The sequence below is a fragment of the Variovorax sp. YR566 genome (assembly GCF_051992195.1).
In the GTDB taxonomy this organism is placed as follows: domain Bacteria; phylum Pseudomonadota; class Gammaproteobacteria; order Burkholderiales; family Burkholderiaceae_C; genus Variovorax.
Genome location: NZ_CP197092.1, coordinates 2,491,987 through 2,517,209, shown reverse-complemented (window position 1 = coordinate 2,517,209; position 25,223 = coordinate 2,491,987). Strand labels below are relative to the sequence as shown.

Here is a 25,223-nt window from a genome sequence, read left to right as displayed (position 1 = left end):
CATGAACAAGACACTCATCAAGTCCATCGCCGCGGGCCTCGTGCTCGCGGCTGCCACTACTGCTTCGTTGGCCCACGAGGCCCACAACGGCCCCAAACCCAAAGGCGCCGCCGCGCTCGCGCCCGAGCAGAAGGCCTGGGGCATCGCAGGCAAGGCCAATGCGGTGAAGCGAACCATCGACATCGCGATGGCCGACGACATGACCTTCACGCCCTCGGTCATCGAAGTGCGCGAAGGCGACACCATCCGCCTGCGCCTGAAGAACCGCGGCAAGGAACTGCACGAACTCGTGCTCGGCACCACCGCCGAGATCGAGGCTCACGCGGCCATGATGAAGAAGTTCCCGGACATGGAACACGACGACCCGTGGATGGTGCATGTGCCCGCCGGCAAGACCGGCGACATGGTCTGGACCTTCAACCGCGCCGGCGATTTCGACTTCGCCTGCCTCGTGAAGGACCACTACGAACTCGGCATGGCCGGCCGCATCCGCGTGCTGGCTGCCGCTGGCAAATCCTGAAGGAGAAACCATGCAACGAAGAAACCTGCTGCTGGCACTGGCTTCCACTGCCGTGCCTTTCACTGCGATGGCCGCGGCACCGATGGTCGAGATCTGGAAAGACCCGAACTGCGGCTGCTGCCAGGACTGGGTCAAGCATCTCAACAAGAGCGGCTTTGCCACGCGCGTGCACGACGAAGGCAACACGGCCGCGCGCACCCGCCTGGGCATGCCCGCCAAGCTGGGCTCGTGCCACACGGGCCTCGTCGGCGGCTACGCCATCGAAGGCCACGTGCCCGCACGCGAAGTGCAGCGGCTGCTCAAGGAAAAGCCCAAGGCCGTCGGCCTCGCCGTGCCCGGCATGCCGATCGGCTCGCCGGGCATGGACGGCCCTGCCTACGGCGACCAGCGCGATCCCTACGACGTGCTGCTGGTGCTGGCCGATGGCAGCACGCGCATCTATCAAAGCTATCGCTGAATCAACCGACAACCGAGGAAAGCAAACTCATCATGAAGAAACTGTTCACCGCACTCTGTGCCGCCCTGCTCGCTGCAGCCGCCTTCGCGCAGGCCGCATTGCCGTCCGTCGAAGGCGAGGTCCGCAAGATCGACACCGACGCGAAGAAGATCACGCTGAAGCACGGCGACATTCCCAACCTCGAGATGACGGGCATGACGATGGTCTTCCGCGTGAGCGATCCCGCGCTGCTCACGAAGGTGAAGCCCGGCGACAAGGTGCAGTTCACGGCCGACAAGGTCGACGGCGCGCTCACTGTGCTGTCGATAGCTCCGGCAAACTGAGCTTCGCCCGCAGTGCCCCTTCGAACAGGGCATTGAGTTCGTGCTGGGGAATCTGGCTGCCCGCGTAAGAGACCGTTCCGTGCGCGTGCAGTTCCCGCGCGCTGCGCCTCACGAGCGCCATGACCGAGCGTGCGATCGATCCCCCCACGCTGATCCGCGCGGCCCCTGCATCGATCAGCTCGAAAGCGCTGGCGGACGCCTCGTTCAACCCCACCACGATGTTGAGGGGGCCCGCGATTTCGCGCGCCAGCGTCGCGACCCGGGACAGATCAGTAACCCCGGGCACGAACACGCAGTGCGCCCCCGCCTCCATGAAGTGGTTGGCGCGCCGGATCGCGACGTTCAGTGCATCGTCGCCGGGAAGCAGGAACGCATCGGTGCGTGCGTTCAGCACGAAGCCGCCACCCGCGGCATCGATGGCGGCACGGGCGGCTGCGATGCGGGCGACGGCCAGCCCCTCGTCGAACAGGCGCCCATGCTCGGCATCGGTATCCTCAATGTTGCCGCCCGCCGCACCCGCGTCGATGGCCATGCGAACGGTGTCGGCGACTTGCTCCGGCGCGTCCCCGTAGCCGGCTTCCAGGTCGGCACTCACGGGAATGGCCACCGCCTCGGCGATCTTCCTGACCACGGCGAGCATCTCCTCGCGGCTGACTGAGAGGCGGGCATCCCTGACGTTGTAGTCCGGCTTTCCCAGCGAGAACGCGATGCCGGCGCTGGTGGTGCCGATTGCCTTGAAGCCCTCTGATGCGAGCAGCACCGCGCTGCCCGGATCCCAGGCGTTGGGCATGATGAATCCGCGCTTCGCCCGATGCAGTTCGAGGAAGGTGCGGCCGCGCGCAATGCGTGTCTCCTGGTCCATTTCAACTCCGCCGTGATGGATGAAGGCGCGATGGTGATGTGGAGGTAGATGCGCGTCAAACGCATAATATTTCTTTGATCTATCGATCTCTTGCATGGGTGGCGTCAAATGGATTCAGAAGCTCTTGCCACGTTCCTGACGGTGCATCGGCGAGGCGGCGTGTCTGCAGCTGCGTCTGCGCTTGCACGCACGCAATCGGCAATCAGTCGCCGCATCGCGCTGCTGGAGGAGGAGCTGGGCGCGCCGCTGTTCGAGCGCATCGGTCGCGGGCTCCGGCTGAGCCAGGCGGGCCAGGCCCTGGTGCCCCACGCCGAGAAGGTTGCCGCTGCGCTCGGCGACGCTGCCGCCGCGGTGGAGGCCGCCAAGTCCGGCGCGGCAGGCACGGTGCACATCGCGGCTGTCGGAACGCTCGCAAGCTCCGGCCTCGCTGCCGTGCTCGCCACACTCAAGTCCTCGCTTCCCGACCTCGACATCCGCCTGCAGACAGCAACCAGCGCCGAGGTCAGCGAGAAGGTCCGTGCCGGCGATGCGGCCGTGGGGTTGCGCTACTACGAAGATCCGTCGCCGGACCTCCTGTGCAAGATCATTCACCACGAGCGACTTGTGATCGCATGCGCGCCGACCCATCCGCTCGCGGGCAAGCGGTTGAAGTCGCTCGTCCGTCTTTCGAGGGAACGGTGGCTGGCTTTTCCGCAGCAGCCGCGGCGCGCAGAGCCCTACGCGGAGGCGATCTTTTCGCAGTTCCTCGTGCGGGGCGTGGAGCGGATCGACTGGACCGCCATCGACAGCCTGACCGCTCAGAAGCGCCTGGTCGAAGCGGGATTCGGCCTGGCGCTCCTCCAGGAAAGCGCCATTGCCGAGGAAGTCGGACAAGGCAATCTCGCGCTGATCCGAGTCGCGGATCTCGATGTGAGCGTTCCCGTAGCTTGCGTCGTGCGCCGGTCGGCATTTCTCAGCCGCGCGACGCGCGCACTACTCACGGAGCTGGAGCGCGGCGAACTCTAGGACTTGAAGCGCCCCGGGTCGAAAGGCGCCAACGGTATCTCCGCAGCAACGCCCGTGAGCAACTGCGCCACCAGCCGCCCCGTGCGCGCCGAGCCACACAGGCCGACATGGCCATGCCCGAAGGCCAGCACGATGTCGGCGCTGCCGCCTGACGGGCCGATGCAGGGCAGCCCGTCGGGCAGGCTCGGGCGGTGTCCGAGCCAGTGCTTCACTGAAGGCGCGCCGGGCGCGGGTCGTGCAAGCGACGGAAACATCGATTGCAGATGCTCGTGCAGGATTTCGGCGCGGCGCCAGTCGGGCGCCGCTTCGAGGCCCGCGATCTCGACCTGCCCTGCCGCGCGCAGGCCGCCGTCCATCCAGTGCGCGATGAGCTTGCCGTCGGCCACCATGGTCGGCGTGCGCGGGCCGGCCGTGGCGTCTTCGACGACCACGTGGTAGCCGCGCTCCGACTCCAGCGGCACCGCGGAGCCGGCGGCTGCGGCCAGCGGGCCTGAGCGGGCACCGGCGCAGATGGCGGCGCCGTCGCAGGCGATTTCGCCGGCCTCAGTGCGCACGGCGCGCAGACGGCCGCCCTCGATGCGAAAACCCGTCGCGCGGGCGGCGACACGTTCGGCGCCCGCATCGAGTGCATGCTGCGCCAGGGCCGCCACGTAGGCGCCCGGATTGCGGCAGTGGCCGGCTTCGGGCACGAAGATGCCGAGCGTGTAGCGCGCCGCCAGATCGGGCTCGCGGCGGCGCAGTTCGTCTTCCGGCCATTCCTCCCACTGGACGCCGACGCGCTGGCGCACGCGCCAGCCCAGCGCATCGCCGTCGAACTCGGCGCGCGAACGGTAGGCGTGCAGCAGCCCGCGCCGCTCGATGAGCTGCGGCACGCCGGCCTCGGCGGCCAGTTGCGCATGCAGCGCGGGCGCGTCGGCCAGCAGCGTGCGCAGTGCGTCGGCCGTGCGCTGCACGCGCGCCTCGGTCCAGCCCGAGGCCAGGTAACGCAGCAGCCATGGCAGGGCGCGCGGCAGGTAGCGCCAGCGCAGGGCGAGCGGCCCGAGCGGGTCGGCCAGCCAGCCCGGCACCTTGCGCCAGGCACCCGGCAGCGCGGGCGGCACCACGGAGTGCGACGACAGCCAGCCGGCATTGCCGTAGCTCGTGGCCTGCGGACCACCCGGTTCGCCGGGCTCCACCACCGTCACGCGCAGGCCCGCGCGCAGGGCTTCGATGGCGGTGGCGCTGCCCACCGCGCCCGCGCCGATCACCACGACATGACGGCGGCCGCCGTCTGGGGAGAAACTTCTTGCAACTGTCATGGTGGGGATCGTAGAGGGTGCGGTCTCATAATCGGCCGCCATGTCTGCCCCGTCTTCCACCCCCACTCATTCCGCCGGTTCCATCACCGACGTCGCCGGCATCGAGGTCGGCCACTTCTCCGACACCCGCCGCCCCACCGGCTGCACCGTCGTCATGGCGCGCGACGGCGCCGTGGCCGGCGTGGACGTTCGCGGCGCCGCACCCGGCACGCGCGAGACCGACCTGCTCGCGCCCGGCAACCTCGTGCAGCAGGTACACGCCGTGATGCTCGCGGGCGGCAGCGCCTGGGGCCTGGCGGCGGCCGACGGCGCGATGCGCTGGATGGAAGAACGCAGCATCGGCATGGACGTGCGCTTCGGCACCCTGCCCATCGTGCCGGCCGCCGTGCTGTTCGACCTGCCCATGGGCGACGCGCGCATCCGCCCCGATGCCGCAGCCGGCTATGCCGCCTGCGAGGCCGCGAGCACCGCTGCCCCCGCCGAAGGCAATGTGGGCGCCGGCACCGGAGCGCTGGTGGGCAAGCTCTTCGGCGTGCAGCGCGCGATGAAGGGCGGCATCGGCACCGCATCGGTCACGGTTGGCGGCGTCACTGTGGGCGCGCTGATCGCGGTGAACTCGCTGGGCGACGTGATCGATCACAACACCGGCCAGCCCGTGGCCGGCGCGCGCACCGAAGACGGCAAGGCGCTGCTCGACACCCGCCGTGCCCTGCTGCGCGGCGACAGCCCAAAGCCCCTGCTGGCGGGCACCAACACCACCATCGGCGTGATCGCCACCGACGCGGTGCTGACCAAGGTACAGGCCAACCGGCTCGCCATGGTCGCGCACGACGGGCTCGCGCGCTCCATCAACCCGGTGCACACCATGAGCGACGGCGACACGCTGTTCGCGCTGGCCACCGGCCGCGTGCCGCTGGAAGGCAACGCCCCCGGCATGACGGTGCTCAGCACCATGGCCGCCGAGGCGGTGGCCATCGCCACGCTGCGCGCGGTGCATGCGGCGCGCACGGTGACGGTGGGCGAGCTGCACATTCCCTGCGCGGCGGATCTCGCTGCAGCGCGCGGCTGAACACGAGAAGACCACCATGGCGTTCCCCAGAACCCTGAAGCTGATCCTGCTGTCGATCCGCGACCTCATCGCCTCGGCGGGGCCGATCATTTTCATCGTCATCGGCCTGCTGATCGCCGCCTACTGGTGGCTGCAGCCGCAGCCGCCCAAACACGTGACGCTGGCCACCGGCCCCACGGGCAGCGCCTATGCGCAGTTCGGCAAGCGCTATGCCGAAGCGCTCAAGCACAGCGGCATCGAAGTGGAGCTCAAGCCCACCTCGGGCTCGACCGAGAACCTGCAGCTGCTGCGCACCGGCGGGGCCGACGTGGCCTTCGTGCGCGGCGGCAGCGCCGACCCGGTAGCCGACGAAGAGGCCGGCCTCACTTCGCTCGGCAGCCTGTTCTACGAGCCGATCTGGCTCTTCTACCGTGCCGACTCGGCCCAGAAGATCGATCGCAAGACCGGCACGCTGACCACGCTCGCCCAATTGCGCGGCCTGCGCGTGAACATCGACCTTCCGGGCAGCGGGCTGCCAGACATCATGGAGCGCCTGCTCAAGGCCAACAGGCTGGGCCCCGAAGATCTGCTGCTGTCGAACCTCGAACAGGCGTCGGCCGCCGAGGCGCTGCAGGCCGGCCTTCTCGATGCCATCGTGCTGTCTTCCGCGCCGCAATCGCCGCAGGTGCAACGGCTGCTGCGTTCGGACGACATCAAGCTCATGGACTTCGGCCAGGCCGACGCCTACTCGCGGCGCTTTCCGTTCCTCTCGGCGGTGACGCTGCCGCGCGGCGTGGTCGACCTGTCGAAAGACCTGCCGCCGCACGACGTGGCGCTGCTCGCAGCCACCACCTCGCTGCTGTCGCGTGACGAAACCCACCCCGCGCTGCGCCAGCTGTTCGCGCAGGCGGCGCAATCGGTGCACAGCGGCGCCGGCTGGTTCAACCGGGCGCGCGACTTTCCCAACACCCGCACCAGCGAACTGCCGGTGAGCCCCGAGGGCGACCGCGCCATCAACGGCACGCCGCCGATCTGGCAGCGCTACCTGCCCTTCTGGGCCAGCAACCTGGTCGAGCGCATGTGGCTGGTGCTGGGCGGCCTGCTGGTGCTGATGCTGCCGCTGAGCCGCGTGGTGCCGCCGCTGTACCAGTTCCGCGTGCGCCGGCGCGTGTTCCGCTGGTATGCGCGGCTGCGCGACATCGAGGCGAAGGTCGATGCAAAGACGGAAGTGAAAGAGGCCGAACAGAAGTCCCTGCTCGAAGACCTCGACCAGCTCGACCGTACGGTCAACAAGGTGGCGGTGCCGCTGTCATATGCCGACGAGCTCTATGCGCTGCGCAACAACATCTATGCGGTGCGCAAGCGGGTGCTGGCCCGTGCGCCGCAAGTCAGCAGTGCGGGCGGTGGGGCAGGACCGACGACCGCGGCGAACGATGCCGCCTGATGGCGCCCTGCATTCGACCTTGCGCACGCTGATCGATTTCGCACAGCCGCGCGGCGATGGTGCAAGTCGGCTGCGCCTGTCTTTCGGTGCGCCGTCGCGCGTGCTGGTGGCGCGGACAGCCGCAGAGGTGCTGCCTGTGCTCGAAGCCGTCGAGGCGATGGCGCGTGAGGGGCGCTGGTGCGTGGGGTATCTGCGCTACGAGGCTGCGGCGGCCTTCGACCCCGCGTTCGCGGTGCATGCGGCGGACGGGCCTTTGGCCTGGTTCGGCGTGCACGACGAAGCCCTGCCATGGCCGGAAGCCCGGAGCGACGCTTCGGCAGTGCCTTCGGTCGATTGGCAAGACAGCCTCTCGCGCGCCGACTTCGACCAGCGCATGCAGGCCATCCATCGCGCGATTGCGAACGGCGAGCTCTACCAGCTCAACTACACCGCGCCATTGCATGCCGGCTTCCATGGCCATGCACGCGACTGGTTCCTTGCGCTACGAGAAGCGCAGCCCGACGGCTACACCGCCTTTATCGACACTGGCGAAGAGCAGGTGCTGTCGGTGTCACCCGAACTCTTCTTCGACTGGCATGGCGATCGCATCCTGACGCGCCCCATGAAGGGCACCGCCCCGCGCGGCGCCACGCCCGCCGAAGACGAAGCGCTGGCGCAGCGGCTGCGCACCGTGCCGAAGGAGCGGGCCGAGAACGTCATGATCGTGGACCTGATCCGCAACGACCTCTCGCGCGTGGCCCGGCCTTTCTCGGTCCGCGTGCCGCGGCTGTTCCACACCGAGGCGCTGCCGACGGTGTGGCAGATGACGTCCGATGTCGAGGCCCTCGTGCGCGAAGGCACCACGCTGGCCGACGTGTTCGGTGCGCTGTTTCCGTGCGGCTCGATCACCGGAGCGCCCAAGGTCAGCGCGATGCGCATGATCCGCGAACTGGAGCCCGAGGCGCGCGGTGTGTATTGCGGCGCCGTAGGCGTGGTGCAGCCCGGCGGGCATGCGACTTTCAATGTACCGATCCGTACCGTGACGCTGCGCGGCAGCGAGGCACGCTGCGGCATCGGAAGCGGGATCACGGCCGACGCGCAAGCCGACGCCGAGTGGGAAGAGTGGCGGCACAAGCGTGCCTTCCTGTCGCACGCAAAGCGGCCCGTGAATCCGCCTTTCGAGCTGCTCGAAACACTGGCACTGGCGGAAGGCGAATTGCGCGATGCATCGGCGCACCTGGCGCGCATGGCAAACGCCGCCCGGCATTTCGGCTACGCGTGGAACGAAGCGCTCGTCGCCGCCTGCCTGTATCGTCTTCAGGCACAGCACACGGCCGGCATGTGGCGCGTGCGCCTGCTGCTCGATGCGCAAGGCACGCCCCGCGCCGAGGCGTTCGCGATGGAAGCGCCGCCCACGCGCGTGCAGCTGCAGCTCGCGGACCGCGCGTTCAACGAATCGGGCAGCGACTTCACCCGCTTCAAGACCACCCGCCGCGCCCACTACGAAGCCTTCGCGCCCACCGCTGCGGGCGTGTTCGACACCCTGCTGTGGAACCGCGACTGCGAGATCACCGAATGCACGCGCGGCAACATTGCCCTGCTGCTCGACGGCCGCTGGGTCACGCCGCCCTTGCGCTGTGGTTTGCTGAACGGCATCGGCCGCGCCAACCGCGTGCGCAGCGGCCAGCTTGCCGAAGCGGTCGTGCGGGTGGACGATCTGCCCCGGGTGCAGGCGCTGGCCTTCGTGAACAGCCTGCGCGGCTGGCTGGATGCCGATCTGAATGTCCCGCAAAAATAGTTCGACAAAGCGCTTGACTTAGAGCGCGCTCTAATTTTGAGAATCAACGCCATGGAAACCAGTCTGACCATTGCGGAAGTCGCAGAGCGAACCGGCCTGACGGCCTACACGCTGCGCTACTACGAACGCATCGGGCTGATTGCCGCGGTGCCGCGTGCACCGGGCGGTCAGCGGCGCTATGCGAGCGCCGACATGGACTTGCTGGATTTCCTGTTGCGCCTGCGCGAGACCGGCATGTCCATCCAGGGCATGCAGGCCTTCGTCAGGCTTCGAAGCCAGGGGGACGCCAGCGTCGGCGAACGGCGCGAGATGCTCGAACAGCACCTTGCCGAAGTTCAGGCCCGGGTGGCGGCGCTGCAGCAATCCATGCAGGCGCTGTCGCTCAAGATCGACCACTACCGCGAGGTCGAGAAGACGAAGAAGCGTCCTCCTTTATCGGGCAAAGCCCGGGAAGGAAAGACGAGCAATGACGAACACACAGAACCAGGGCCACAACGACAACCTGCGCTACACGCGTGGCCTGGCCAAGCTCCACGAGATCGACGGTGAAGGCGGCGTCAAGGTGGTCGAGAGCCTGGCCGGCATCGCGCCCGACTTTGGCCGTCTGGTGATCGAGTTTCCGTTCGGCGACATCTACTCGCGCCCCGGCCTCGACCTGCGCTCCCGCGAGATCGCGACCGTGGCCGCGCTCACCGCCATGGGCAATGCCGCGCCGCAGTTGAAGGTGCACATCCACGCTGCGCTCAACGTCGGCGTGACGCGCGACGAGGTGGTCGAGGTCATCATGCAGATGGCGGTATACGCGGGCTTTCCGGCGGCACTGAACGGCCTCTTCGCCGCACGCGAGGTGTTTGCGGCGGACGATGAAAAAAGCGCGCAGCCCCTTGCGGAACCGCGCGCTCTTGCTGAAGCAGACTGAGCTTTTTTCAGAGGCCGTCTGCCCCCACCCAACCCTCCCCGGCAGGGGAAGGAGAAGCGACACGAAGTGCGCGCAGCCTGGGGGGGAGCCTTATTTCAGGGCCTTGTAGCGCATGCGCTTGGGCTTGGCGCCTTCTTCGCCGAGGCGCTTCTTCTTGTCGGCTTCGTACTCCTGGTAGTTGCCGTCGAAGAAGGTCCATTGGCTGTCGCCTTCGGCGGCCAGGATGTGCGTGGCAATACGGTCGAGGAACCAGCGGTCATGGCTGATCACCATGACCGTGCCGGCGAACTCGAGCAGCGCGTCTTCGAGCGCGCGCAGCGTTTCCACGTCGAGGTCGTTCGAGGGTTCGTCAAGCAGCAGCACGTTACCGCCCGCGATCAGCGTCTTGGCCAGGTGCAGGCGGCCGCGTTCACCGCCCGAGAGCGTGCCGACCTTCTTCTGCTGGTCGGCGCCGTTGAAGTTGAAGCGGCCCGCATACGCGCGGCTGGCCATCTGGAACTTGCCGACGTTGATGATGTCGAGGCCGTTCGAGATGTCTTCCCACACGGTCTTCTGGTTGGCCAGCTCGTCGCGGTGCTGGTCGACGAAGGCCATCTTCACGGTCTGGCCGATGACGACCTCGCCCGAATCCGGCTTTTCCTTGCCCGCGAGCAGCTTGAACAGCGTCGACTTGCCGGCGCCGTTCGGGCCGATGATGCCGACGATGGCCCCTGGCGGCACGGTGAAGCTCAGGTTGTCGATCAGCATGCGGTCGCCGAAGGACTTGCTGACGCCGTGGAATTCGAACACCTGCTGGCCCAGCCGCTCCGCCACCGGAATGAAGATTTCCTGGGTCTCGTTGCGCTTCTGGTATTCCATGTCGCTCAGCTCTTCGAAGCGGGCCAGGCGGGATTTGCTCTTGGCCTGGCGTGCCTTCGGGTTCTGGCGCGACCACTCCAGCTCCTTCTTCAGCGCCTTGGCGTGGGCTTCTTCGCTCTTCTGCTCCTGCGCCAGGCGTTCGCCCTTCTGCTCGAGCCAGGTGCTGTAGTTGCCCTTCCAGGGGATGCCGCGACCACGGTCCATTTCCAGGATCCACTCGGCCGCGTTGTCGAGGAAGTAGCGATCGTGGGTGATGGCCACCACGGTGCCCGTGAAGCGCTGCAGGAACACTTCGAGCCATTCGACAGATTCGGCGTCCAAATGGTTGGTCGGTTCGTCGAGCAGCAGCATGTCGGGCTTGCTCAGCAGCAGGCGACACAGCGCCACGCGGCGCTTTTCACCGCCCGACAGCACGCCGATCTTGGCGTCCCAGGCCGGCAGGCGCAGGGCGTCGGCGGCAATTTCGAGCTGGTGTTCGGAATCGGTGCCGGCGGTGGCGATGATGGCTTCAAGCTGGGCCTGCTCGGCCGCCAGCGCGTCGAAGTCGGCGTCTTCGGCACCATAGGCGATGTACACCTCTTCGAGGCGCGCCTTGGCCGCAAACACCGCGCCCATGGACTCTTCGACCGACTCGCGCACCGTGTGCTCGGTGTTGAGCTTGGGTTCCTGCTCCAGATAGCCGATCGTCATCCCCGGCATGGGCAGCGCCTCGCCCTCGAATTCCTTGTCCACACCCGCCATGATCTTGAGCAGCGTGGACTTGCCCGAGCCGTTCAGGCCGAGCACGCCGATCTTGGCGCCGGGGAAGAAAGAGAGCGAAATGTCTTTCAAGAGCTGCCGCTTGGGCGGCACGGTCTTGCTGACACGGTTCATCGAATAGACGTATTGAGCCATGTGTGGGTAGTTACCTTGGGTAGCGGGGATTCAGGGAAAGCGCGGCGGCCGGAATGCGGGCATTCAGGCGCGGCAAACCACCGATTATCGACTCATGCGACAATAGGCCCCGTTGCCGGGTCCAGTTGCCCGCAACACCGGCTCTCTGCCGGGGACGAAGAAAGCCTTTTATCACGACGGGTTTTTCGGCTCCCACCCCTGACCTTCATCTGCCTTGACTGGCTCGGCGTCAACAAGACGCCTGGCGGGCCGATGCCACTGCGCCGTGTATGGCGCTTATTGTTTCCAATGAATTTTGACGAACTGAAGCTGGCCCCCGCCATCTTGAAGGCTGTGCACGAGCACGGCTACGACACCCCCACCCCCATCCAGGCGCAAGCCATTCCCGCGGTTCTCGAAGGCCACGACCTGCTGGGCGGCGCCCAGACCGGCACCGGCAAGACGGCCGCCTTCACGCTGCCGATGCTGCACAAGCTCAGCATGAGCCGCAGCGCCACCAACAAGTTCGGCGGCACCGGTATCCGCGCCCTCGTGCTGACCCCCACGCGCGAACTCGCGGCCCAGGTCGAAGAGTCGGTGCGCACCTACGGCAAGTACCTGCAGCTCGACTCCACCGTGATCTTCGGCGGTGTCGGCATGAACCCGCAGATCAGCAAGCTCAAGAAGGGCGTCGACATCCTCGTGGCCACCCCCGGCCGCCTGCTCGACCTGCAGCAGCAAGGCATGCTCGACCTGAGCCAGGTCCAGATGCTGATCCTGGACGAAGCCGACCGCATGCTGGACATGGGCTTTATCCACGACGTGAAGAAGATCCTGGCCCTGGTGCCCAGGGAAAAGCAGAGCCTGCTGTTCTCGGCCACCTTCAGCGACGAGATCCGCGACCTCGCGGCCACGCTGCTGAAGAACCCGCAAAGCATCCAGGTCACGCCGCGCAACACCACCGTGCAGCGCATCACCCAGGTGATCCACCCCGTGGGCCGCGGCAAGAAGAAGGCGCTGCTCGCGCACATCATCAACGAGAACAAGTGGAGCCAGGTGCTCGTGTTCACGCGCACCAAGTTCGGCGCCAACAGCGTGGCCGAATTCCTCACCAAGAACGGCATCGAGGCGATGGCGCTGCACGGCAACAAGAGCCAGAGCGCGCGCACGCAGGCGCTGGCCGGCTTCAAGAGCGGCGACATCCGCGCGCTGGTGGCCACCGACATCGCGGCCCGCGGCATCGACATCGACGAGCTGCCGCACGTCGTGAACTACGAGATCCCGAACGTCAGCGAAGACTACGTTCACCGCATCGGCCGCACCGGCCGTGCCGGTTCGAGCGGCGAGGCCGTGAGCTTCGTGTGCCTGGACGAAGAAGGCTTCATGCAGGAAATCGAACGCTTCACCAAGCAGACGATTCCCGTGCAGATCGTCGACGGCTTCGGTCCTGAAGAAGGCGAACGCGCCGAACCCATCGCCATGGGCCGCCAGACCATCTGGGGCGGCGCTGGTCGTCCCCCGAGCCGCGACGTGATGCAGGCAGCCGCCAAGGCTGCCCGCACCGAGATGCTGCAGCGCATCCGCGAGAACAAGGCCGGCCAGGGTGCTGGCGGTGGCGGTGGTGGCGGCAATGGCGGCGGTCAGCGCCGCGGTGGCGGCCAGGGCGGTGGCGGCCAAGGCCGCAACGCCAACAACGGCGGCGGACAGGGCCAAGGCCAGGGTCCGCGCGGCCAGGGCGCTCGCCCGCCGCAAGGCCGCGGCCCGCAAGGTCCGGCACGCACGCCGCACCATGCCCCGCAGCACCAACAAGGCCATCTGCCGCATGACGAGCGCCAACCGCGCCATCACGGCAACAGCCACAGCCCGACACAAGCCAACCAGGTCGCGCACCTGCGCGCCGAAGCGGTCGCAGGCGGCGCCGGCCAGCCGGATCCGTTGCGCACGAGCGTTGACCACATGGGTGGCGGCCGCGGACGCGGTCGCCCGGGTGGCGGCGGCGGTGGTGGCTACGGCGGCAATCGTTCGGGCGGCGGTGGCCGTTCGGGTGGTGGTGGCGGCTACGGTGGCGGCGGTGGTGGCAACCGCTCGGGTGGCGGTGGCGGCGGACGTTCGTTCGGTCGCTGACATCCACGGGCAGAGCACCTGCCCCGGAACATGAAGAAAGGGCACCTCGGTGCCCTTTTTCTTTGGTGCATCGGCACAATCGTTCCGCCATGCAATACATCCCACCCAACTACGCCACCCTCTTCGTAGCCACCTGCAACCTCCTCAATCTCGCGGCCCCGAACCGCGTGTACTACGAGAACCAGGACGCCCACACCGAGCGCGAGTACGAGCGAAAGATCGACTGGACCGGCGAGCGCTTTCACGCGCTCAACGCCGACGTGCTGGCGGTGCAGGAGGTGTGGGACGAATCGGCGCTGAAGGCGGCCATCGCGCGCAGCGGCCTGCGCTACGACTTTGTCTCGGTGCCCGGCGCCGAAAACACACCACCGCCCGGCAGCCCCGAGGGCACGCCTGCGAGAACTGGCGCACAAGGCACGCCGCGCGTAGGCATCGTCACGCGGCTGATGGTGGACGAGGTCCGCTCCTTCGTCGACTTTCCGCCGGGCTTCGGCGTCGACGTGCCGGGGCTCGGTGCGCACACACGCTTCGAACGGCCGCCCCTGCTGGTCACGGTGCGCATGAAGCACGGCCAGCAGGTGCATGTGCTCACGGTGCACCTGAAGTCCAAGCGCCCGAAGTTCCTGCAGGATGCGCAGGGCAACCACCTCGAGGACCGCGACGACCGCAAGATCGGCGTGATGGCGTCGCTGCGCTCGCTGCTGATGCGCGGCGCGGAGGCCGCGGCCCTGCGCTGCATCGTCATCGATCTGCTGCAGGGCACGAACGTGCCGCTCGTGGTGATGGGCGACTTCAACGACAACCCGCACAGCGTGACGACGCAGCTCGTGGCGGCTACCTCCGAAGTGGCCTACGACAAGGCCGCGCGCGACGTGGCCTTGTTCAACGCCTACGAGATGCAGGGCGAGTCGGCGCTCAAGAAGGACGTGGCGTACTCGCACATCCACCAGGGCTTTCCGGATGTGCTCGACCAGATTCTCGTGAGCGAGGAGTTCGTCGCCAGCAGCCGGCACAGCCTTGGCGACGTGCGGCGTGTCGACTACTTCAACGACCACCTGCACGAAGGGCGCGACCGCTCGCGCTCAGACCACGGCTTCGTGCGCGCCCTGCTGCGGCTGCGCACGGCCTGATCCTGGCGATTCAGCCCATGCGACGGCCGGTCTGCCGGTCGAACATGTGCACGCTCTCGGCCTCGATGGCCAGCCGCACCGTGTCGTCGGGTCCGGCATCGACGCGGCCATGCACTGCGAGCACCAGCTTGGCTTCGCCGACCTGCACCAGCAGTTCGGTCTCCGCGCCCGTGGGCTCGACCACGATCACCCTGGCCTCCACGCCGTGCGAGCCACCGCCGAGCGTCATGTCGCCGGGACGGATGCCGTAGTGCACCGGCTGGCCGTCTGGCGCCGAGGTGCCGATGGGAACCGGCCAGCGCGCACCCTGCGACTCGACCCAGCAGTCGCCACCCGAACGCCGCACCGTGCCTTCGATGACGTTCATCGACGGCGAACCGATGAACTGGGCGACGAACAGGTTGTCGGGCCGGTCGTACAAATCCAGCGGGGTGCCGATCTGCTCGACGATGCCGTCGTGCATCACGACGATGCGGTCGGCCATGGTCATGGCCTCGATCTGGTCGTGCGTCACATAGACGGTGGTGGTCTTCAGCCGCTGGTGCAGCGCCTTGATCTCGGCGCGCATTGCCACACGCAGCTTGGCGTCGAGGTTCGACAGCGGCTCGTCGAACAGGAAAACCTTAGGGTCGCGCACGATGGCGCGGCCCATGGCCACGCGCTGGCGCTGGCCGCCCGAGAGCTCGCGCGGGTAGCGGCCCAGCAGCGCGTCGAGGTTGAGAATTTTTGCGGCCCTGGCCACGCGCTCGTCGGTCACCGACTTCTCGGCGTTGCGCAGACGGAGGCTGAAGCCCATGTTCTCGCCCACCGTCATGTGCGGGTACAGCGCGTAGCTCTGGAACACCATCGCGATGTCACGGTCCTTCGACTCGAGGTCGTTGACCACGCGGCCGTCGATGACGATCTCGCCGCCGCTGATGTCTTCCAGGCCTGCGAGCATGCGCAGCAGCGTCGACTTGCCGCAGCCCGAAGGGCCGACCAGCACGACGAACTCGCCGTCGGTGATGTCGAAGCCCAGGCCCTTGATGATCTGGACCTTGCCGAAGGATTTCTCGATATTGCGAAAGGATACGGATGCCATGTGTTGTCCCTGAAATCGTTCAGCTCTTGACGGCGCCGGCGGTCAGGCCGCCGACCATGTAGCGCTTGAATGCGTAATAGATCGCCGCGGGCGGCAGTGCGTAGATGAGGCCGGTGGCCATCAGCAGTTCCCACGGCGAATCGTCGGCCGACAGGAAGTTGCCCAGCGCCACGGCCAGCGTCACGCTCTTGTCGTTCGACAGCAGCAGGAAGGCATAGAGGTACTCGTTCCAGGCCAGCAGCAGCGAATACGTGCCCACGGCCACCAGAGACGGCACCATCAGCGGCAGGTACACGAGGCGGAACAGCTGCAGCGGCGAGGCGCCGTCCATGCGCGCGGCTTCGTCGAGCTCGTAGGGCAGCTTGTCCGACGCCTGCTTCAGCACCCAGATGCAGTACGGCGAGGCGATGGTCACCATCGCCAGGATGAGCGCCCACTGGCTGTTGAGCAGCCCGTAGTTGCCCATGGTCTTGTACATGGGCACGGCCAGGAACGCCGCCGGAATGAAGTACGTGAACAACGCCAGGTTCATCACCGTGCGCCCGCCGCGCACACGCAGCCGGCTGATCGCGAAGGCTGCCGTGGTTGCCACGAAGAGCGTGATCGCGCCTACCGACACCGCGATCAGCAGCGAGTTCCACAGCTGCAGCCAGAAGTGGTCGAGGTAGAAGTGCTTCTGCTGGAACACGATGCGGAAGTTGTCCAGCGTCGGGTTCTTGGGCCACAGGTGGCCCGAGGTCGCGGAGTCTTTCGACGAGATCGCGAACAGCACCATGTGATAGACCGGGATCAGCGTCCACAGCAGCACCGGAATGCCGATGAGCAGCAGCTTGGCCTCGGTCGCCACGGCCTTGGGGGTCCAGCGCTTCATTTCGAGAGCCTCTTCATCATGAAGTACACGAGCGGCAGCACGAGTGGCAAGGCCACCACGATGGATGCCATCGACAGGTCGACCTGGTCGAGCCGCAGGTAGCGGATGCCCAGCGTGGCGAGCACGTGCGTCAGGTCGGCGGGGCCACCACCGGTGAGCAGATAGACGCTGTTGAAGTCGCCCAGCGTCCAGATCATCGAGAGGATCAGCGAGGTGATGTAGAGCGTCTTGAGCGCAGGCCAGCTCACGAAGCGGAACTTCTGCCACGACGAGGCTCCGTCGACCGAAGCCGCTTCATATTGCTCGGTGGGAATGGCCAGCCGCCCGGCCACGAGGATGAGCGTCCAGAACGGCAGCGACTTCCACACGTGCACCACCATCGCGAAGCTCAGCGCCAGCGCAGGGTCGTTGAGCCAGTTGGGACCATCGGCGCCGGTCAGGCGAAAGATGGTGCTGTTGATCACGCCCCACTCCGGGTTCAGCATGAAGCGGATCGACAGGATGGTCGGAATCGACGGCATCGCCCACGGGAGGATGAAGATCGCCGAGATGATCTTGATCCACCAGCGAGACGTTACGAAGAAGCCCGAGAGCACCAGCGCCACGAGCATCTTGAGGTTGATCGCCACGACCAGAAAGATGGCCGTGTTGATCACGGAGCGGAAGAAGATCGGGTCTTCGACCAGCTTCACGTAGCTTTGCGGGTGGCGGGCGAGCCAAAGCCCGTAGCCCACCGGGTACAGCACGAACACCACGAACACCAGCAGGTAGGGCACGACCATGACCGCGCCCCAGAACTGCCAGCGCGCATGCCGCGCCCCGAGATTGACGACAGGCGCCGGTGTGGTCGACGCGGCGGCGGTGGCAGTGGCGCTCATGGCATGCAGCTGCTGTTGTTGACGGGTGCCGTGCGTGCGCGGCTTACTGCCCCGCCACCGTCTTGATGCGCGCGATCATCTCGTCCACGGCCTTGTCCACCGGCACCTTGTCGGTCACGACGCGGCTCATGGCCTTGGCCCAGACGTTCTCGTTGTTCAGCACGGTGAACTTGTAGTTCTTGGTGAATTCGAAGGTCACGGTGCCGGCGGCGTACTGGTTGTAGACCGAGAGGCGATGCGGGTCGGCCTTCCAGAAGTCACGCTGCTGCGCGGTCTTGGTCACGGGGAACCAGCGGCCCAGCGAACCCTCGACGTACGGCGTCAGGTTTTCTTCCTGCAGCAGGAAGGTGACGAACTCCTTGGCACGGGCCTTGTTCTTCGCGTCCTTGAACACCACGCCGGTCTTCACGGCCGTGCGGTAGACCATCTTGCTGCCGTCGGGCTTGCTCGGAAAGCCTGCCGTGCGGATGCGCTCGGTGTAGTTCTTGCGCGCTTCTTCACGCTGCTCGGGCGTGAGCGAGGCGTTGTTCGAATCGTCGAGCCACTTGGCGGCAATGGAGATGGTCGCGTTGTGCGTCATCACGGTCGTCTTGTTGTGGAAGGCGACGTTGTTGTCCGGGTCCTTCCAGCTGGTGGAAGAAGGCGGCGTGCAACCCTTGGTGTAGGGCGTGGTGTAGTCGGTCATGGCGCCGATCAGGCCGGTGCGCACCTTCGGGTCGTCGACCAGCAGCTTGCCGTTGTCGTCCACCAGTTTGACGTTGTAGGCGTCCATGAAGGTCAGGAAGGAATAGAACGCATCGCTCGAATCAACGCCCATCGGCATGCCGATGCCGAAGTTGCGCTTGCCGCTTTCCTTGCGGCTGGCGGGCTGCACCTTGTCGCACCAGAACGACCAATACTCCTTCCAGGTGGTCGGGATATCCGACTCCTTGAAGCCCGCCTCGGCCAGCATGTCGCGCCAGTACTCGATGTGCATCGTCTGCTGCTTGATCGGGAAGGCGTAGTAGGCCTTGGTCTTGGTCTGGTCGTTGTAGAGGTAGGTGGTCTCCAGCGTGTTGGGCGCGAAGCGGTCCTTCATGGGCGTGAGCACGCTGCTGATGTCTTCGAGCTTGCCGTCGTAGGCCCACTTGCCGGTGACCTGGAAGTCGTACACGTCGGCGTACGCCACATCTGGCGGGCTGCCCGAGTCGAGCGCGGACACGGTCTTGGGGATCATGTCCTGGATCGGGTACTGCGACAGTTCGATCTTCACGTTCTTGTTCTTCTCCTCGAACTTCTTGATGGCGGCGAACAGCGCGTCGTCCTCCGCCTTGTAGAAGCCCTTGACCCACCATACGGTGAGTTTTTCCTGCGCGGCAGCGTGGCCTGCCGACAGCAGGCCCAGCGCGACCAGCGTCGGCGCAATCAGCGACTTGACGAGTTTCATGGTTGGTGTCTCCTTCTTCTCTTGGGTGGAATTTGCTCGGGGCGCGAGCGTAGGGTGAAAGAACCGGATGCGAACTGCGGACAAACGCGTAGACGGCGCCGATGCGGCCAGCTAACTGGCCTTGAGCCTGGGCGGTGGTCTGCTCAGGCGCGGCAATCGTCGGCGCGAGCCCAGCACGTCCTCGATGTCCTGGCGCGCGCCGTCGATGAGACGGATGATCGCGAGCTCCGCCCTGGCCGGGTCGTGCGCGATCACCGCGTCGAGCACCGCGCGATGCAGCGGCAGCGAAAGCGTGGGGCCGTCGGGCTTGGTGGTCGAGATCTCGAAGCTGGTCCGCAGCAGCGCGTTGAGCACCTTGCTCATCTGCGACAGCATGCGGTTGCCCGCGGCACTCAGCAGGCCGTTGTGAAAGCGCAGGTCGAAGGTGACGTAGTCGCCGCCGTTCTCCACGGCTTCCTTCATGCCCGCGAAGGCGCTTTCTATTTCCTCGATGTCGGTGGCCGTGGCCCGTTCGGCCGCGAGCCTTACTGCCGCCGGCTCCACCACGCGGCGCAAGTCCTGCAGGTCGCGCAAGAACTCGGGCGTGAGCCCCGCGCGCGCCTGCCAGGTAATGACGTCAGGATCGAACCAGTTCCACTTGTCCTTGGGCAGCACGCGCGTGCCGACCTTCGGCCCCGTGACGATCAGGCCCTTGGCCGCCAGCGACTTGATGGCCTCGCGCACCACAGTCCGGCTCACGCCGAGTTCCTCGCCGAGCACGGGCTCGGAGGGGATCGACGCGCCGATCGCATAGCGCCCCGCCACCACGGCTTCACCGAGGAGTTCGAGCGTGCGACCGTGGATGTTCTTGATCATGTGCGATGTGAAATCTGGTATCTCGCCGCTCGAAAACACTAAGGCTCCGGCGCATTGTTCACGCTTATCATATGATGATTGAAACGCTGGATCGGCAGGACAAACCCTGAGGGTCGAGCCCACGCATCGACAACAAAGAGAGACATTTCATGAGCACCGCCCCAAAGAAAAAACCCGGTGAACTTCGCAGTCAGCAATGGTTCGGCCGTCATGACCGCGACGGCTTCATCTACCGCAGCTGGATGAAGGGCAAGGGTGTGCCGCACGATCAGTTCGACGGTCGCCCGGTCATCGGCATCTGCAACACCTTCAGCGAACTCACGCCTTGCAATTCGCACTTCCGCACGCTCGCGGAGCAGGTGAAGATCGGCGTGTACGAAGCGGGCGGCTTCCCGCTCGAGTTTCCCGTGATGTCGCTCGGCGAAACGCTGCTGCGCCCCACCGCCATGCTGTATCGCAACCTCGCGAGCATGGACGTGGAAGAAAGCATTCGCGGCAATCCGCTCGACGGCGTGGTGCTGCTCATGGGCTGCGACAAGACCACGCCCGCGCTCATGATGGGCGCGGCCAGCGTCGACCTGCCGACCATCGGCGTGTCGGGCGGCCCGATGCTCTCGGGCAAGTGGCGCGGGCAAGAGCTCGGCTCGGGCACCGGCGTGTGGCAGATGAGCGAGCAGGTGCGCGCCGGCACGCTCAAGCTGCAGGAATTCTTCGAGGCCGAGAGCTGCATGCATCGCAGCCACGGCCACTGCATGACGATGGGCACCGCGAGCACCATGGCCAGCATGGTCGAGTCGCTGGGCATCGGCCTGCCGGGCAACGCGGCCTACCCCGCCGTGGACGGCCGCCGCAACGTGCTGGCACGGCAGGCGGGCAGGCGCATCGTCGACATGGTGCATGAAGACATGAACATGTCGAAGATCCTCACGCGCCAGGCCATCGAGAACGCGATCAAGGTCAACGCGGCCATCGGCGGCTCGACCAACCTCGTGATCCACCTGCTGGCCATTGCGGGCCGCATCGGCGTCGACCTCTCGCTCGACGACTTCGACCGTCTCGCCTCCGATCTGCCCTGCCTCGTGAACCTGCAACCCTCGGGCCAGTACCTGATGGAAGACTTCTGCTACGCAGGCGGCCTGCCGGTAGTCATCAAGGAGATCGCCGAGCACCTGCACAAGGACATCCTCACCGTCACCGGCCAGAGCCTGTGGGAGAACGTGAAAGACGCCGAAAACTACGGCCCGCAAGTCATCCGCACGCTGGCGGAGCCCTTCAAGGAAAAGGCCGGCATCTGCGTGCTGCGCGGCAACCTCGCGCCCAACGGCGCCATCATCAAGCCCAGCGCGGCCACGCCCGAGCTGCTGGTGCACAAGGGCCGCGCGGTGGTGTTCGAAAGCGCCGAAGACCTGCACAAGCGCATCGACGACGAGAACCTCGACATCGACGAGCACTGCATCATGGTGCTCAAGAACTGCGGCCCCAAGGGCTACCCCGGCATGGCCGAAGCGGGCAACATGCCGCTACCGCCGAAGGTGCTGCGCAAGGGCATCACCGACATGGTCCGCATCAGCGATGCACGCATGAGCGGCACGGCCTACGGCACAGTGGTTCTGCACACCGCGCCCGAAGCGGCCGCGGGCGGCCCGCTGGCGCTGGTGCAGGACGGCGACATCGTCGAGCTCGACGTGCCGAACCGCAAATTGCATCTGCATGTGAGCGACGAAGAACTGGCCGAGCGCCGTGCGAAGTGGGTGGCACCGAAGGCGCCGCTCGACTCTGGTTACTGGAAGTTGTACGTCGATACAGTTTTGCAGGCTGACCAAGGGGCTGACCTGGCCTTCCTACGTGGTCGCCGCGGGGCATTCGTGCCGCGCGACAATCACTGAGATGACAAGACTGGTAGCAATCGACTGGGGCACGAGTTCACTGCGCGGCGCACTGCTGGATGCCGGCGGCAAGGTGCTGGAAGAACGCAGCGATGCGCGCGGCATCCTCACGGTGCCCGAAGGCGGTTTCCCCGCCGTCTTCGAGACGCTGTTCGGCGACTGGATGCGCCTTGAGGGCACGCGCTGCCTGATCTCCGGCATGGCCGGCAGCAAGCAGGGCTGGGTGGAAGCGCCCTACTGCGCCTGCCCTGCGGGCCGTGTCGAAGTGGGCCGCAAGATCATCGACATCGATGCCATTCCCGCAGCCCGCATCGCGATCGTGCCGGGCCTGAGCGACGAGCACGCCGGCGTGCCCGACGTGATGCGCGGCGAAGAGGTGCAGATCTTCGGCGCGATGGAGCTCACCGGCCTGAGCGAAGGCGTCTTCGTGCTGCCCGGAACCCACAACAAATGGGCCACGGTAAAAAAGGGCCGTGTCGCGGGCTTTCGCACCTACATGACGGGCGAGTTCTATGCGCTGCTGAGCCAGCACTCGATCCTGGCGCGCACGCTCGATGCCTCGGCGCCGCTCGACGAAGCCTCGTTCCTCGAGGGCGTGACCCGCTCCGAAAACGGACACGGCCTGCTGCACAACGCCTTCGGCACGCGCACGCTCGCGCTGTTCGAGCGCATGCCGAAGGAAGAACTCGCGAGCTACCTCTCGGGCCTGCTGATCGGCGAAGAGTTGCGCACGCAGTCGCTGCAGGCAGCCGGCGAGGTGATCCTGATCGGCTCGTCCGCCCTCACCCAGCGCTACACACTGGCCTTGCGCGCCACCGGCGTTGCCACGCGCACGCTGGGGGCCGAAGCCACCTGGGCCGGGCTGCATGCGCTGTCCGGCTTTCTCGATTCCGACAGAATTCCCGCATGAGCACCCCCACACCCCTCGACAAATTCGGCGCCGCGATGCGCGAGCTGCCACTGGTGGCGATCCTGCGCGGCCTCACGCCCGCCGAGGCAGCCGATGTCGGCGACGCCATCGTCGAGCCCGGCTTCCGGCTGCTCGAAGTGCCGCTCAATTCGCCTCAGCCGCTGGAAAGCATCGCGCTGATGCGCAAGCGCTTTCCGCAGGCGCTGGTCGGCGCCGGCACGGTGCTCGGCGCGCAGCAGGTGCGCGAGGTTCATGCGGCCGGCGGCGAGCTGATCGTTTCGCCCAACTTCAACGCCGAAGTCATCGCCGAAGCCGTGCGGCTCGGCATGGTCTGCCTGCCGGGCGTCATGACGCCGACCGAGGCCTTCGGCGCGCTCGCGGCCGGTGCCACCGGGCTCAAGCTGTTCCCGGCCGAACTGGCTTCGCCCGCCGTGGTGAAGGCGCTGCTGGCCGTGCTGCCGGCCGGCACGCCGGTGATGCCCGTGGGCGGCATCACGCCCGCGAACATGGCCGAATGGCGCGCGGCCGGCGCGGCCGGCTTCGGCATCGGCTCAGCGCTCTACAAGCCCGGCAAGCAAGCCGCGGCAGTGCGCGACGACGCGAAGAAATTCATCGCGGCCTGGACGGGCACAACCCTCGCCTGATCTACGCCCTTCCTCCGCAACAAGAAAAATGGAGAGCCCCTCGATGTCCGCCGATGCCACCTACGCCAGCCCTGCCGTCCGCAAGCTGCGCGAAGACCTCGCCCTGGCCCTGCGCGCCGCCGCCCATCACGGGCTGTCCGAAGGCGTCTGCAACCACTTCAGCGTGATGCTGCCGGGCGCGCAAGACCGCTACCTCATCAACCCGCGCGGGCTGCACTGGAGCGAGATCGGCCCCGACGACATCGTGCTGATCGACGTGCATGGCGAGGTGCTCGCCGGGCGCCATCGCGTGGAGCCCACAGCCCTCTTCATCCACGGCGCGGTGCATCGCATCACCGGTCATGCGGTCGTGCTGCACTGCCACATGCCGTACGCCACGGCGCTCACGATCACGGTCGACCGCGCGCTGGACCCGACCGCGAGCCAGAACGCCATGCGCTACATGAACCGCATCGCCGTCGACGCCGAATACAACGGCCTCGCGCTCGACGACGCGGAGGGTGAACGCATCGCCCGCGCCATGGCGGGCAAGGACGTGGCCTTTCTGGCGAACCACGGCGTGATCGTGGCCGGCGGCAACATCGCCCACGCCTACGACGACCTCTATTACCTGGAGCGCGCCTGCCTGCACCAGGTGATCGCGCAGTCGACCGGGCGCCCGCTGGTGCCGGTCAACGCGAAGCTGGCCGCGCACGTGGCGGCGCAGATCCAGGGCGAGCGCGAGCAGTCGGACCTGTTCTTCGAAGCCCTGCGCCGCATGCTGCCCGCCCCGCGCGGCTGAACTTCCGGCCGATACGGCCAATGGCCTATCCGCGGGACATGTTCCGCGGTGCAAACTCCATTCACAATTGTGTCTTGGCCTTGCTACGTCCTGCGCGCAAGGCGCTTACAGCTCTTCATCCGATTTCGCTCCAGCCTTACACCAACTTCACACAAGGCCGCGAGGATGGGGCTTCCAACCACAACCGGGGGATCACATGAAACAGCTTTCTTTTGCATTCGGCGCCGCGGCCCTTCTGTCGCTGGCCACGCTCACCGTTCCGGCCCAGGCCCATGCGAGCGGAAACTTCATCCAGGCGCAGGTGTATGTCGTGCCCGCACCGCCGCCTCCGCGCCGCTACTACGCACCGCCGCCTCCGCCGCGCCACTATTACGGCCCCGGTTATCGCCGCGACGGCTACTACGACCGCCGCTGGGATGACCGCCGCCACCATGGCGGCCGCCGGGACAACGACGGTGACGGTGTGCCCAACCGTTACGACCGCCGGCCCAACAACCCCTATCGCTATTGATGAAGACCCGGGCCGCTTGCCCGGGTTTTGCGTTCAGGCCGGGGAACCCGCATAGGGCGGCGTCGCGCTCGACAGGGTCTGCTTGAGCTGCCGCGAGACTTCATCCGCCAGCACCTCGGGCCGCCCCGCCTCCACGCCCGCCAGCGCCTGGCGCGCCACGTCGTCCGGCGAGGACTTGTCGCCCTGCACATGCGCGGCCATGTCGGTGTCCATGTAGCCCACGTGCAGGCTCGTGACCTGCGTGCCCTGCCCGGCCAGTTCGTTGCGCAGGCCGTTGCTCAGCGACCATGCAGCCGACTTGGTTGCGCTGTAGGTTGCCACGCTCGGGAAGGTGGTCCAGCTCAGGGCCGACAGCACGTTGATCACACCTCCGCCGCCGTTGGCCGCGAGCACGGGCGCGAAGGCCTGCGTCAGCGCCCAGGGGCCGAAGAAGTTGGTTTCAAATTCGGCGCGAGCGGCAGCCAGCGCATCGGGCGAGCCGAGGAAGCTGGAGCCGCGCGAGATGCCCGCGTTGTTGACGAGCAGCGTGACGTCGCCGCAGGCACGCACGGCCGCTTCGATCTGCGCCGACTGCGTCACATCGAGCGCCACCGGCGTCACGCCGGGCAAGGTGATGCTCTTGGGGTCGCGCGCCGCGCCATAGACCTTGCGTGCGCCTGCTGCCAGCGCTGCCTTCGCAAAGGCGAGACCGAGGCCGCGATTGGCGCCGGTGATGAAGACCACGGAGTCCTTGATTTTCATG

Annotated in this window: 25 protein-coding genes; 16 read left to right on the top strand and 9 right to left on the bottom strand. The window is 66.8% G+C overall.

Annotated features, from left to right (window positions below; translation table 11 throughout):
- The first annotated feature begins 1 nt into the window (after window position 1).
- Genes ACTG4X_RS11695 through ACTG4X_RS11685 form a run of 3 tightly spaced genes read left to right on the top strand, consistent with a single transcriptional unit; the run spans window position 2 to window position 1,300 of the window.
- Window positions 2–520, top strand: coding sequence for a cupredoxin domain-containing protein (locus ACTG4X_RS11695; protein WP_093078798.1), 519 nt, complete (start codon window positions 2–4; stop codon window positions 518–520).
- 10 nt (window positions 521–530) lie between these two features.
- Window positions 531–977, top strand: coding sequence for a DUF411 domain-containing protein (locus tag ACTG4X_RS11690; protein WP_097199601.1), 447 nt, complete (start codon window positions 531–533; stop codon window positions 975–977).
- A gap of 32 nt (window positions 978–1,009) precedes the next feature.
- Window positions 1,010–1,300: a copper-binding protein gene (locus ACTG4X_RS11685; RefSeq protein ID WP_093177869.1), complete on the top strand. Its 291-nt coding sequence runs from the start codon at window positions 1,010–1,012 to the stop codon at window positions 1,298–1,300.
- On the opposite strand, the gene ACTG4X_RS11680 is transcribed toward ACTG4X_RS11685, so the two are convergent.
- Entirely contained in the window at window positions 1,269–2,258 is a 990-nt protein-coding gene (locus ACTG4X_RS11680; RefSeq protein WP_440533861.1) for an isocitrate lyase/PEP mutase family protein, read from the bottom strand. The genes ACTG4X_RS11685 and ACTG4X_RS11680 overlap by 32 nt on opposite strands.
- Window positions 2,259–2,270: 12 nt before the next feature.
- Here ACTG4X_RS11680 and ACTG4X_RS11675 point away from each other — a divergent pair, with 12 nt between their 5' ends.
- Window positions 2,271–3,167: a LysR family transcriptional regulator gene (locus ACTG4X_RS11675; protein ID WP_440533860.1), complete on the top strand. Its 897-nt coding sequence runs from the start codon at window positions 2,271–2,273 to the stop codon at window positions 3,165–3,167.
- On the opposite strand, the gene ACTG4X_RS11670 is transcribed toward ACTG4X_RS11675, so the two are convergent.
- Complete coding sequence (locus tag ACTG4X_RS11670; RefSeq protein WP_440533859.1) at window positions 3,164–4,465, bottom strand: NAD(P)/FAD-dependent oxidoreductase; 1,302 nt, start codon at window positions 4,463–4,465, stop codon at window positions 3,164–3,166. The two genes, ACTG4X_RS11675 and ACTG4X_RS11670, sit on opposite strands and share 4 nt — an antisense overlap.
- A 40-nt stretch (window positions 4,466–4,505) precedes the next feature.
- Here ACTG4X_RS11670 and ACTG4X_RS11665 point away from each other — a divergent pair, with 40 nt between their 5' ends.
- From ACTG4X_RS11665 to ACTG4X_RS11645, 5 genes are read left to right on the top strand one after another with little or no spacing between them, the layout of a single operon-like run.
- A complete protein-coding gene (locus ACTG4X_RS11665; protein WP_440533858.1) occupies window positions 4,506–5,534 on the top strand; it encodes a P1 family peptidase in 1,029 nt (342 codons plus the stop codon).
- 16 nt (window positions 5,535–5,550) lie between these two features.
- A complete protein-coding gene (locus ACTG4X_RS11660) occupies window positions 5,551–6,957 on the top strand; it encodes a TAXI family TRAP transporter solute-binding subunit (RefSeq protein WP_426392099.1) in 1,407 nt (468 codons plus the stop codon).
- Window positions 6,947–8,734 carry an aminodeoxychorismate synthase component I gene (pabB, locus tag ACTG4X_RS11655; protein WP_440533857.1) on the top strand — a complete coding sequence of 596 codons (1,788 nt, stop codon included), beginning with the start codon at window positions 6,947–6,949 and terminating at the stop codon, window positions 8,732–8,734. The genes ACTG4X_RS11660 and pabB overlap by 11 nt, the downstream gene beginning before the upstream one ends.
- Before the next feature lie 51 nt (window positions 8,735–8,785).
- On the top strand, window positions 8,786–9,283 hold the full coding sequence (locus ACTG4X_RS11650) for a MerR family transcriptional regulator (RefSeq protein ID WP_093078810.1): 498 nt from the start codon (window positions 8,786–8,788) through the stop codon (window positions 9,281–9,283).
- Entirely contained in the window at window positions 9,201–9,653 is a 453-nt protein-coding gene (locus ACTG4X_RS11645) for a carboxymuconolactone decarboxylase family protein (RefSeq protein ID WP_440533856.1), read from the top strand. The genes ACTG4X_RS11650 and ACTG4X_RS11645 overlap by 83 nt, the downstream gene beginning before the upstream one ends.
- A 90-nt stretch (window positions 9,654–9,743) precedes the next feature.
- Here ACTG4X_RS11645 and ettA read toward each other — a convergent pair whose 3' ends face one another.
- Window positions 9,744–11,405: an energy-dependent translational throttle protein EttA gene (ettA, locus tag ACTG4X_RS11640; protein WP_093058280.1), complete on the bottom strand. Its 1,662-nt coding sequence runs from the start codon at window positions 11,403–11,405 to the stop codon at window positions 9,744–9,746.
- 288 nt (window positions 11,406–11,693) lie between these two features.
- Here ettA and ACTG4X_RS11635 point away from each other — a divergent pair, with 288 nt between their 5' ends.
- Complete coding sequence (locus tag ACTG4X_RS11635) at window positions 11,694–13,508, top strand: DEAD/DEAH box helicase (protein WP_440533855.1); 1,815 nt, start codon at window positions 11,694–11,696, stop codon at window positions 13,506–13,508.
- Between the two features lie 89 nt (window positions 13,509–13,597).
- A complete protein-coding gene (locus ACTG4X_RS11630; RefSeq protein WP_440533854.1) occupies window positions 13,598–14,638 on the top strand; it encodes an endonuclease/exonuclease/phosphatase family protein in 1,041 nt (346 codons plus the stop codon).
- Window positions 14,639–14,648: 10 nt separating this feature from the next.
- Here the strand turns inward: ACTG4X_RS11630 and ACTG4X_RS11625 are convergent, their stop codons facing one another.
- From ACTG4X_RS11625 to ACTG4X_RS11605, 5 genes are all read right to left on the bottom strand, one after another.
- Entirely contained in the window at window positions 14,649–15,719 is a 1,071-nt protein-coding gene (locus tag ACTG4X_RS11625) for an ABC transporter ATP-binding protein (RefSeq protein ID WP_093058277.1), read from the bottom strand.
- A 19-nt stretch (window positions 15,720–15,738) separates the two neighbouring features.
- Complete coding sequence (locus tag ACTG4X_RS11620; RefSeq protein WP_093058276.1) at window positions 15,739–16,590, bottom strand: carbohydrate ABC transporter permease; 852 nt, start codon at window positions 16,588–16,590, stop codon at window positions 15,739–15,741.
- The gene (locus tag ACTG4X_RS11615; RefSeq protein WP_093058275.1) at window positions 16,587–17,468 is read right to left on the bottom strand and encodes a carbohydrate ABC transporter permease; all 882 of its coding nucleotides are present in this window, start codon (window positions 17,466–17,468) and stop codon (window positions 16,587–16,589) included. The genes ACTG4X_RS11620 and ACTG4X_RS11615 overlap by 4 nt, the downstream gene beginning before the upstream one ends.
- Before the next feature lie 43 nt (window positions 17,469–17,511).
- Entirely contained in the window at window positions 17,512–18,894 is a 1,383-nt protein-coding gene (locus ACTG4X_RS11610; protein ID WP_093078812.1) for an ABC transporter substrate-binding protein, read from the bottom strand.
- Between the two features lie 111 nt (window positions 18,895–19,005).
- Window positions 19,006–19,749 (bottom strand): FadR/GntR family transcriptional regulator, encoded by a 744-nt coding sequence (locus ACTG4X_RS11605; RefSeq protein ID WP_093058273.1) that lies wholly within the window; start codon window positions 19,747–19,749, stop codon window positions 19,006–19,008.
- 149 nt (window positions 19,750–19,898) lie between these two features.
- Here ACTG4X_RS11605 and ACTG4X_RS11600 point away from each other — a divergent pair, with 149 nt between their 5' ends.
- The 5 genes from ACTG4X_RS11600 (at window position 19,899) to ACTG4X_RS11580 (ending at window position 24,481) form a co-directional block, all read left to right on the top strand.
- On the top strand, window positions 19,899–21,635 hold the full coding sequence (locus ACTG4X_RS11600) for an IlvD/Edd family dehydratase (RefSeq protein ID WP_093058272.1): 1,737 nt from the start codon (window positions 19,899–19,901) through the stop codon (window positions 21,633–21,635).
- 1 nt (window position 21,636) lies between these two features.
- Window positions 21,637–22,545 (top strand): 2-dehydro-3-deoxygalactonokinase, encoded by a 909-nt coding sequence (locus ACTG4X_RS11595; protein WP_440533853.1) that lies wholly within the window; start codon window positions 21,637–21,639, stop codon window positions 22,543–22,545.
- A complete protein-coding gene (locus ACTG4X_RS11590) occupies window positions 22,542–23,189 on the top strand; it encodes a 2-dehydro-3-deoxy-6-phosphogalactonate aldolase (protein ID WP_093177894.1) in 648 nt (215 codons plus the stop codon). The genes ACTG4X_RS11595 and ACTG4X_RS11590 overlap by 4 nt, the downstream gene beginning before the upstream one ends.
- Before the next feature lie 43 nt (window positions 23,190–23,232).
- The gene (locus ACTG4X_RS11585) at window positions 23,233–23,970 is read left to right on the top strand and encodes an aldolase (RefSeq protein WP_256330889.1); all 738 of its coding nucleotides are present in this window, start codon (window positions 23,233–23,235) and stop codon (window positions 23,968–23,970) included.
- 196 nt (window positions 23,971–24,166) lie between these two features.
- The gene (locus tag ACTG4X_RS11580) at window positions 24,167–24,481 is read left to right on the top strand and encodes a hypothetical protein (RefSeq protein ID WP_093078816.1); all 315 of its coding nucleotides are present in this window, start codon (window positions 24,167–24,169) and stop codon (window positions 24,479–24,481) included.
- Window positions 24,482–24,514: 33 nt separating this feature from the next.
- Here the strand turns inward: ACTG4X_RS11580 and ACTG4X_RS11575 are convergent, their stop codons facing one another.
- The gene (locus tag ACTG4X_RS11575) at window positions 24,515–25,222 is read right to left on the bottom strand and encodes an SDR family oxidoreductase (protein ID WP_440533852.1); all 708 of its coding nucleotides are present in this window, start codon (window positions 25,220–25,222) and stop codon (window positions 24,515–24,517) included.
- Window position 25,223: the final 1 nt, after the last annotated feature.

What these genes read in the sequence shown, in the direction of transcription:
- ACTG4X_RS11695 (WP_093078798.1), top strand. Translation starts at nt 2, where the DNA reads ATGAACAAGACACTCATCAAGTCCATCGCCGCGGGCCTCGTGCTCGCG.
- ACTG4X_RS11690 (WP_097199601.1), top strand. Translation starts at nt 531, where the DNA reads ATGCAACGAAGAAACCTGCTGCTGGCACTGGCTTCCACTGCCGTGCCT.
- ACTG4X_RS11685 (WP_093177869.1), top strand. Translation starts at nt 1,010, where the DNA reads ATGAAGAAACTGTTCACCGCACTCTGTGCCGCCCTGCTCGCTGCAGCC.
- ACTG4X_RS11680 (WP_440533861.1), bottom strand. Translation starts at nt 2,258, where the DNA reads ATGCAAGAGATCGATAGATCAAAGAAATATTATGCGTTTGACGCGCAT.
- ACTG4X_RS11675 (WP_440533860.1), top strand. Translation starts at nt 2,271, where the DNA reads ATGGATTCAGAAGCTCTTGCCACGTTCCTGACGGTGCATCGGCGAGGC.
- ACTG4X_RS11670 (WP_440533859.1), bottom strand. Translation starts at nt 4,465, where the DNA reads ATGACAGTTGCAAGAAGTTTCTCCCCAGACGGCGGCCGCCGTCATGTC.
- ACTG4X_RS11665 (WP_440533858.1), top strand. Translation starts at nt 4,506, where the DNA reads ATGTCTGCCCCGTCTTCCACCCCCACTCATTCCGCCGGTTCCATCACC.
- ACTG4X_RS11660 (WP_426392099.1), top strand. Translation starts at nt 5,551, where the DNA reads ATGGCGTTCCCCAGAACCCTGAAGCTGATCCTGCTGTCGATCCGCGAC.
- pabB (WP_440533857.1), top strand. Translation starts at nt 6,947, where the DNA reads ATGCCGCCTGATGGCGCCCTGCATTCGACCTTGCGCACGCTGATCGAT.
- ACTG4X_RS11650 (WP_093078810.1), top strand. Translation starts at nt 8,786, where the DNA reads ATGGAAACCAGTCTGACCATTGCGGAAGTCGCAGAGCGAACCGGCCTG.
- ACTG4X_RS11645 (WP_440533856.1), top strand. Translation starts at nt 9,201, where the DNA reads ATGACGAACACACAGAACCAGGGCCACAACGACAACCTGCGCTACACG.
- ettA (WP_093058280.1), bottom strand. Translation starts at nt 11,405, where the DNA reads ATGGCTCAATACGTCTATTCGATGAACCGTGTCAGCAAGACCGTGCCG.
- ACTG4X_RS11635 (WP_440533855.1), top strand. Translation starts at nt 11,694, where the DNA reads ATGAATTTTGACGAACTGAAGCTGGCCCCCGCCATCTTGAAGGCTGTG.
- ACTG4X_RS11630 (WP_440533854.1), top strand. Translation starts at nt 13,598, where the DNA reads ATGCAATACATCCCACCCAACTACGCCACCCTCTTCGTAGCCACCTGC.
- ACTG4X_RS11625 (WP_093058277.1), bottom strand. Translation starts at nt 15,719, where the DNA reads ATGGCATCCGTATCCTTTCGCAATATCGAGAAATCCTTCGGCAAGGTC.
- ACTG4X_RS11620 (WP_093058276.1), bottom strand. Translation starts at nt 16,590, where the DNA reads ATGAAGCGCTGGACCCCCAAGGCCGTGGCGACCGAGGCCAAGCTGCTG.
- ACTG4X_RS11615 (WP_093058275.1), bottom strand. Translation starts at nt 17,468, where the DNA reads ATGAGCGCCACTGCCACCGCCGCCGCGTCGACCACACCGGCGCCTGTC.
- ACTG4X_RS11610 (WP_093078812.1), bottom strand. Translation starts at nt 18,894, where the DNA reads ATGAAACTCGTCAAGTCGCTGATTGCGCCGACGCTGGTCGCGCTGGGC.
- ACTG4X_RS11605 (WP_093058273.1), bottom strand. Translation starts at nt 19,749, where the DNA reads ATGATCAAGAACATCCACGGTCGCACGCTCGAACTCCTCGGTGAAGCC.
- ACTG4X_RS11600 (WP_093058272.1), top strand. Translation starts at nt 19,899, where the DNA reads ATGAGCACCGCCCCAAAGAAAAAACCCGGTGAACTTCGCAGTCAGCAA.
- ACTG4X_RS11595 (WP_440533853.1), top strand. Translation starts at nt 21,637, where the DNA reads ATGACAAGACTGGTAGCAATCGACTGGGGCACGAGTTCACTGCGCGGC.
- ACTG4X_RS11590 (WP_093177894.1), top strand. Translation starts at nt 22,542, where the DNA reads ATGAGCACCCCCACACCCCTCGACAAATTCGGCGCCGCGATGCGCGAG.
- ACTG4X_RS11585 (WP_256330889.1), top strand. Translation starts at nt 23,233, where the DNA reads ATGTCCGCCGATGCCACCTACGCCAGCCCTGCCGTCCGCAAGCTGCGC.
- ACTG4X_RS11580 (WP_093078816.1), top strand. Translation starts at nt 24,167, where the DNA reads ATGAAACAGCTTTCTTTTGCATTCGGCGCCGCGGCCCTTCTGTCGCTG.
- ACTG4X_RS11575 (WP_440533852.1), bottom strand. Translation starts at nt 25,222, where the DNA reads ATGAAAATCAAGGACTCCGTGGTCTTCATCACCGGCGCCAATCGCGGC.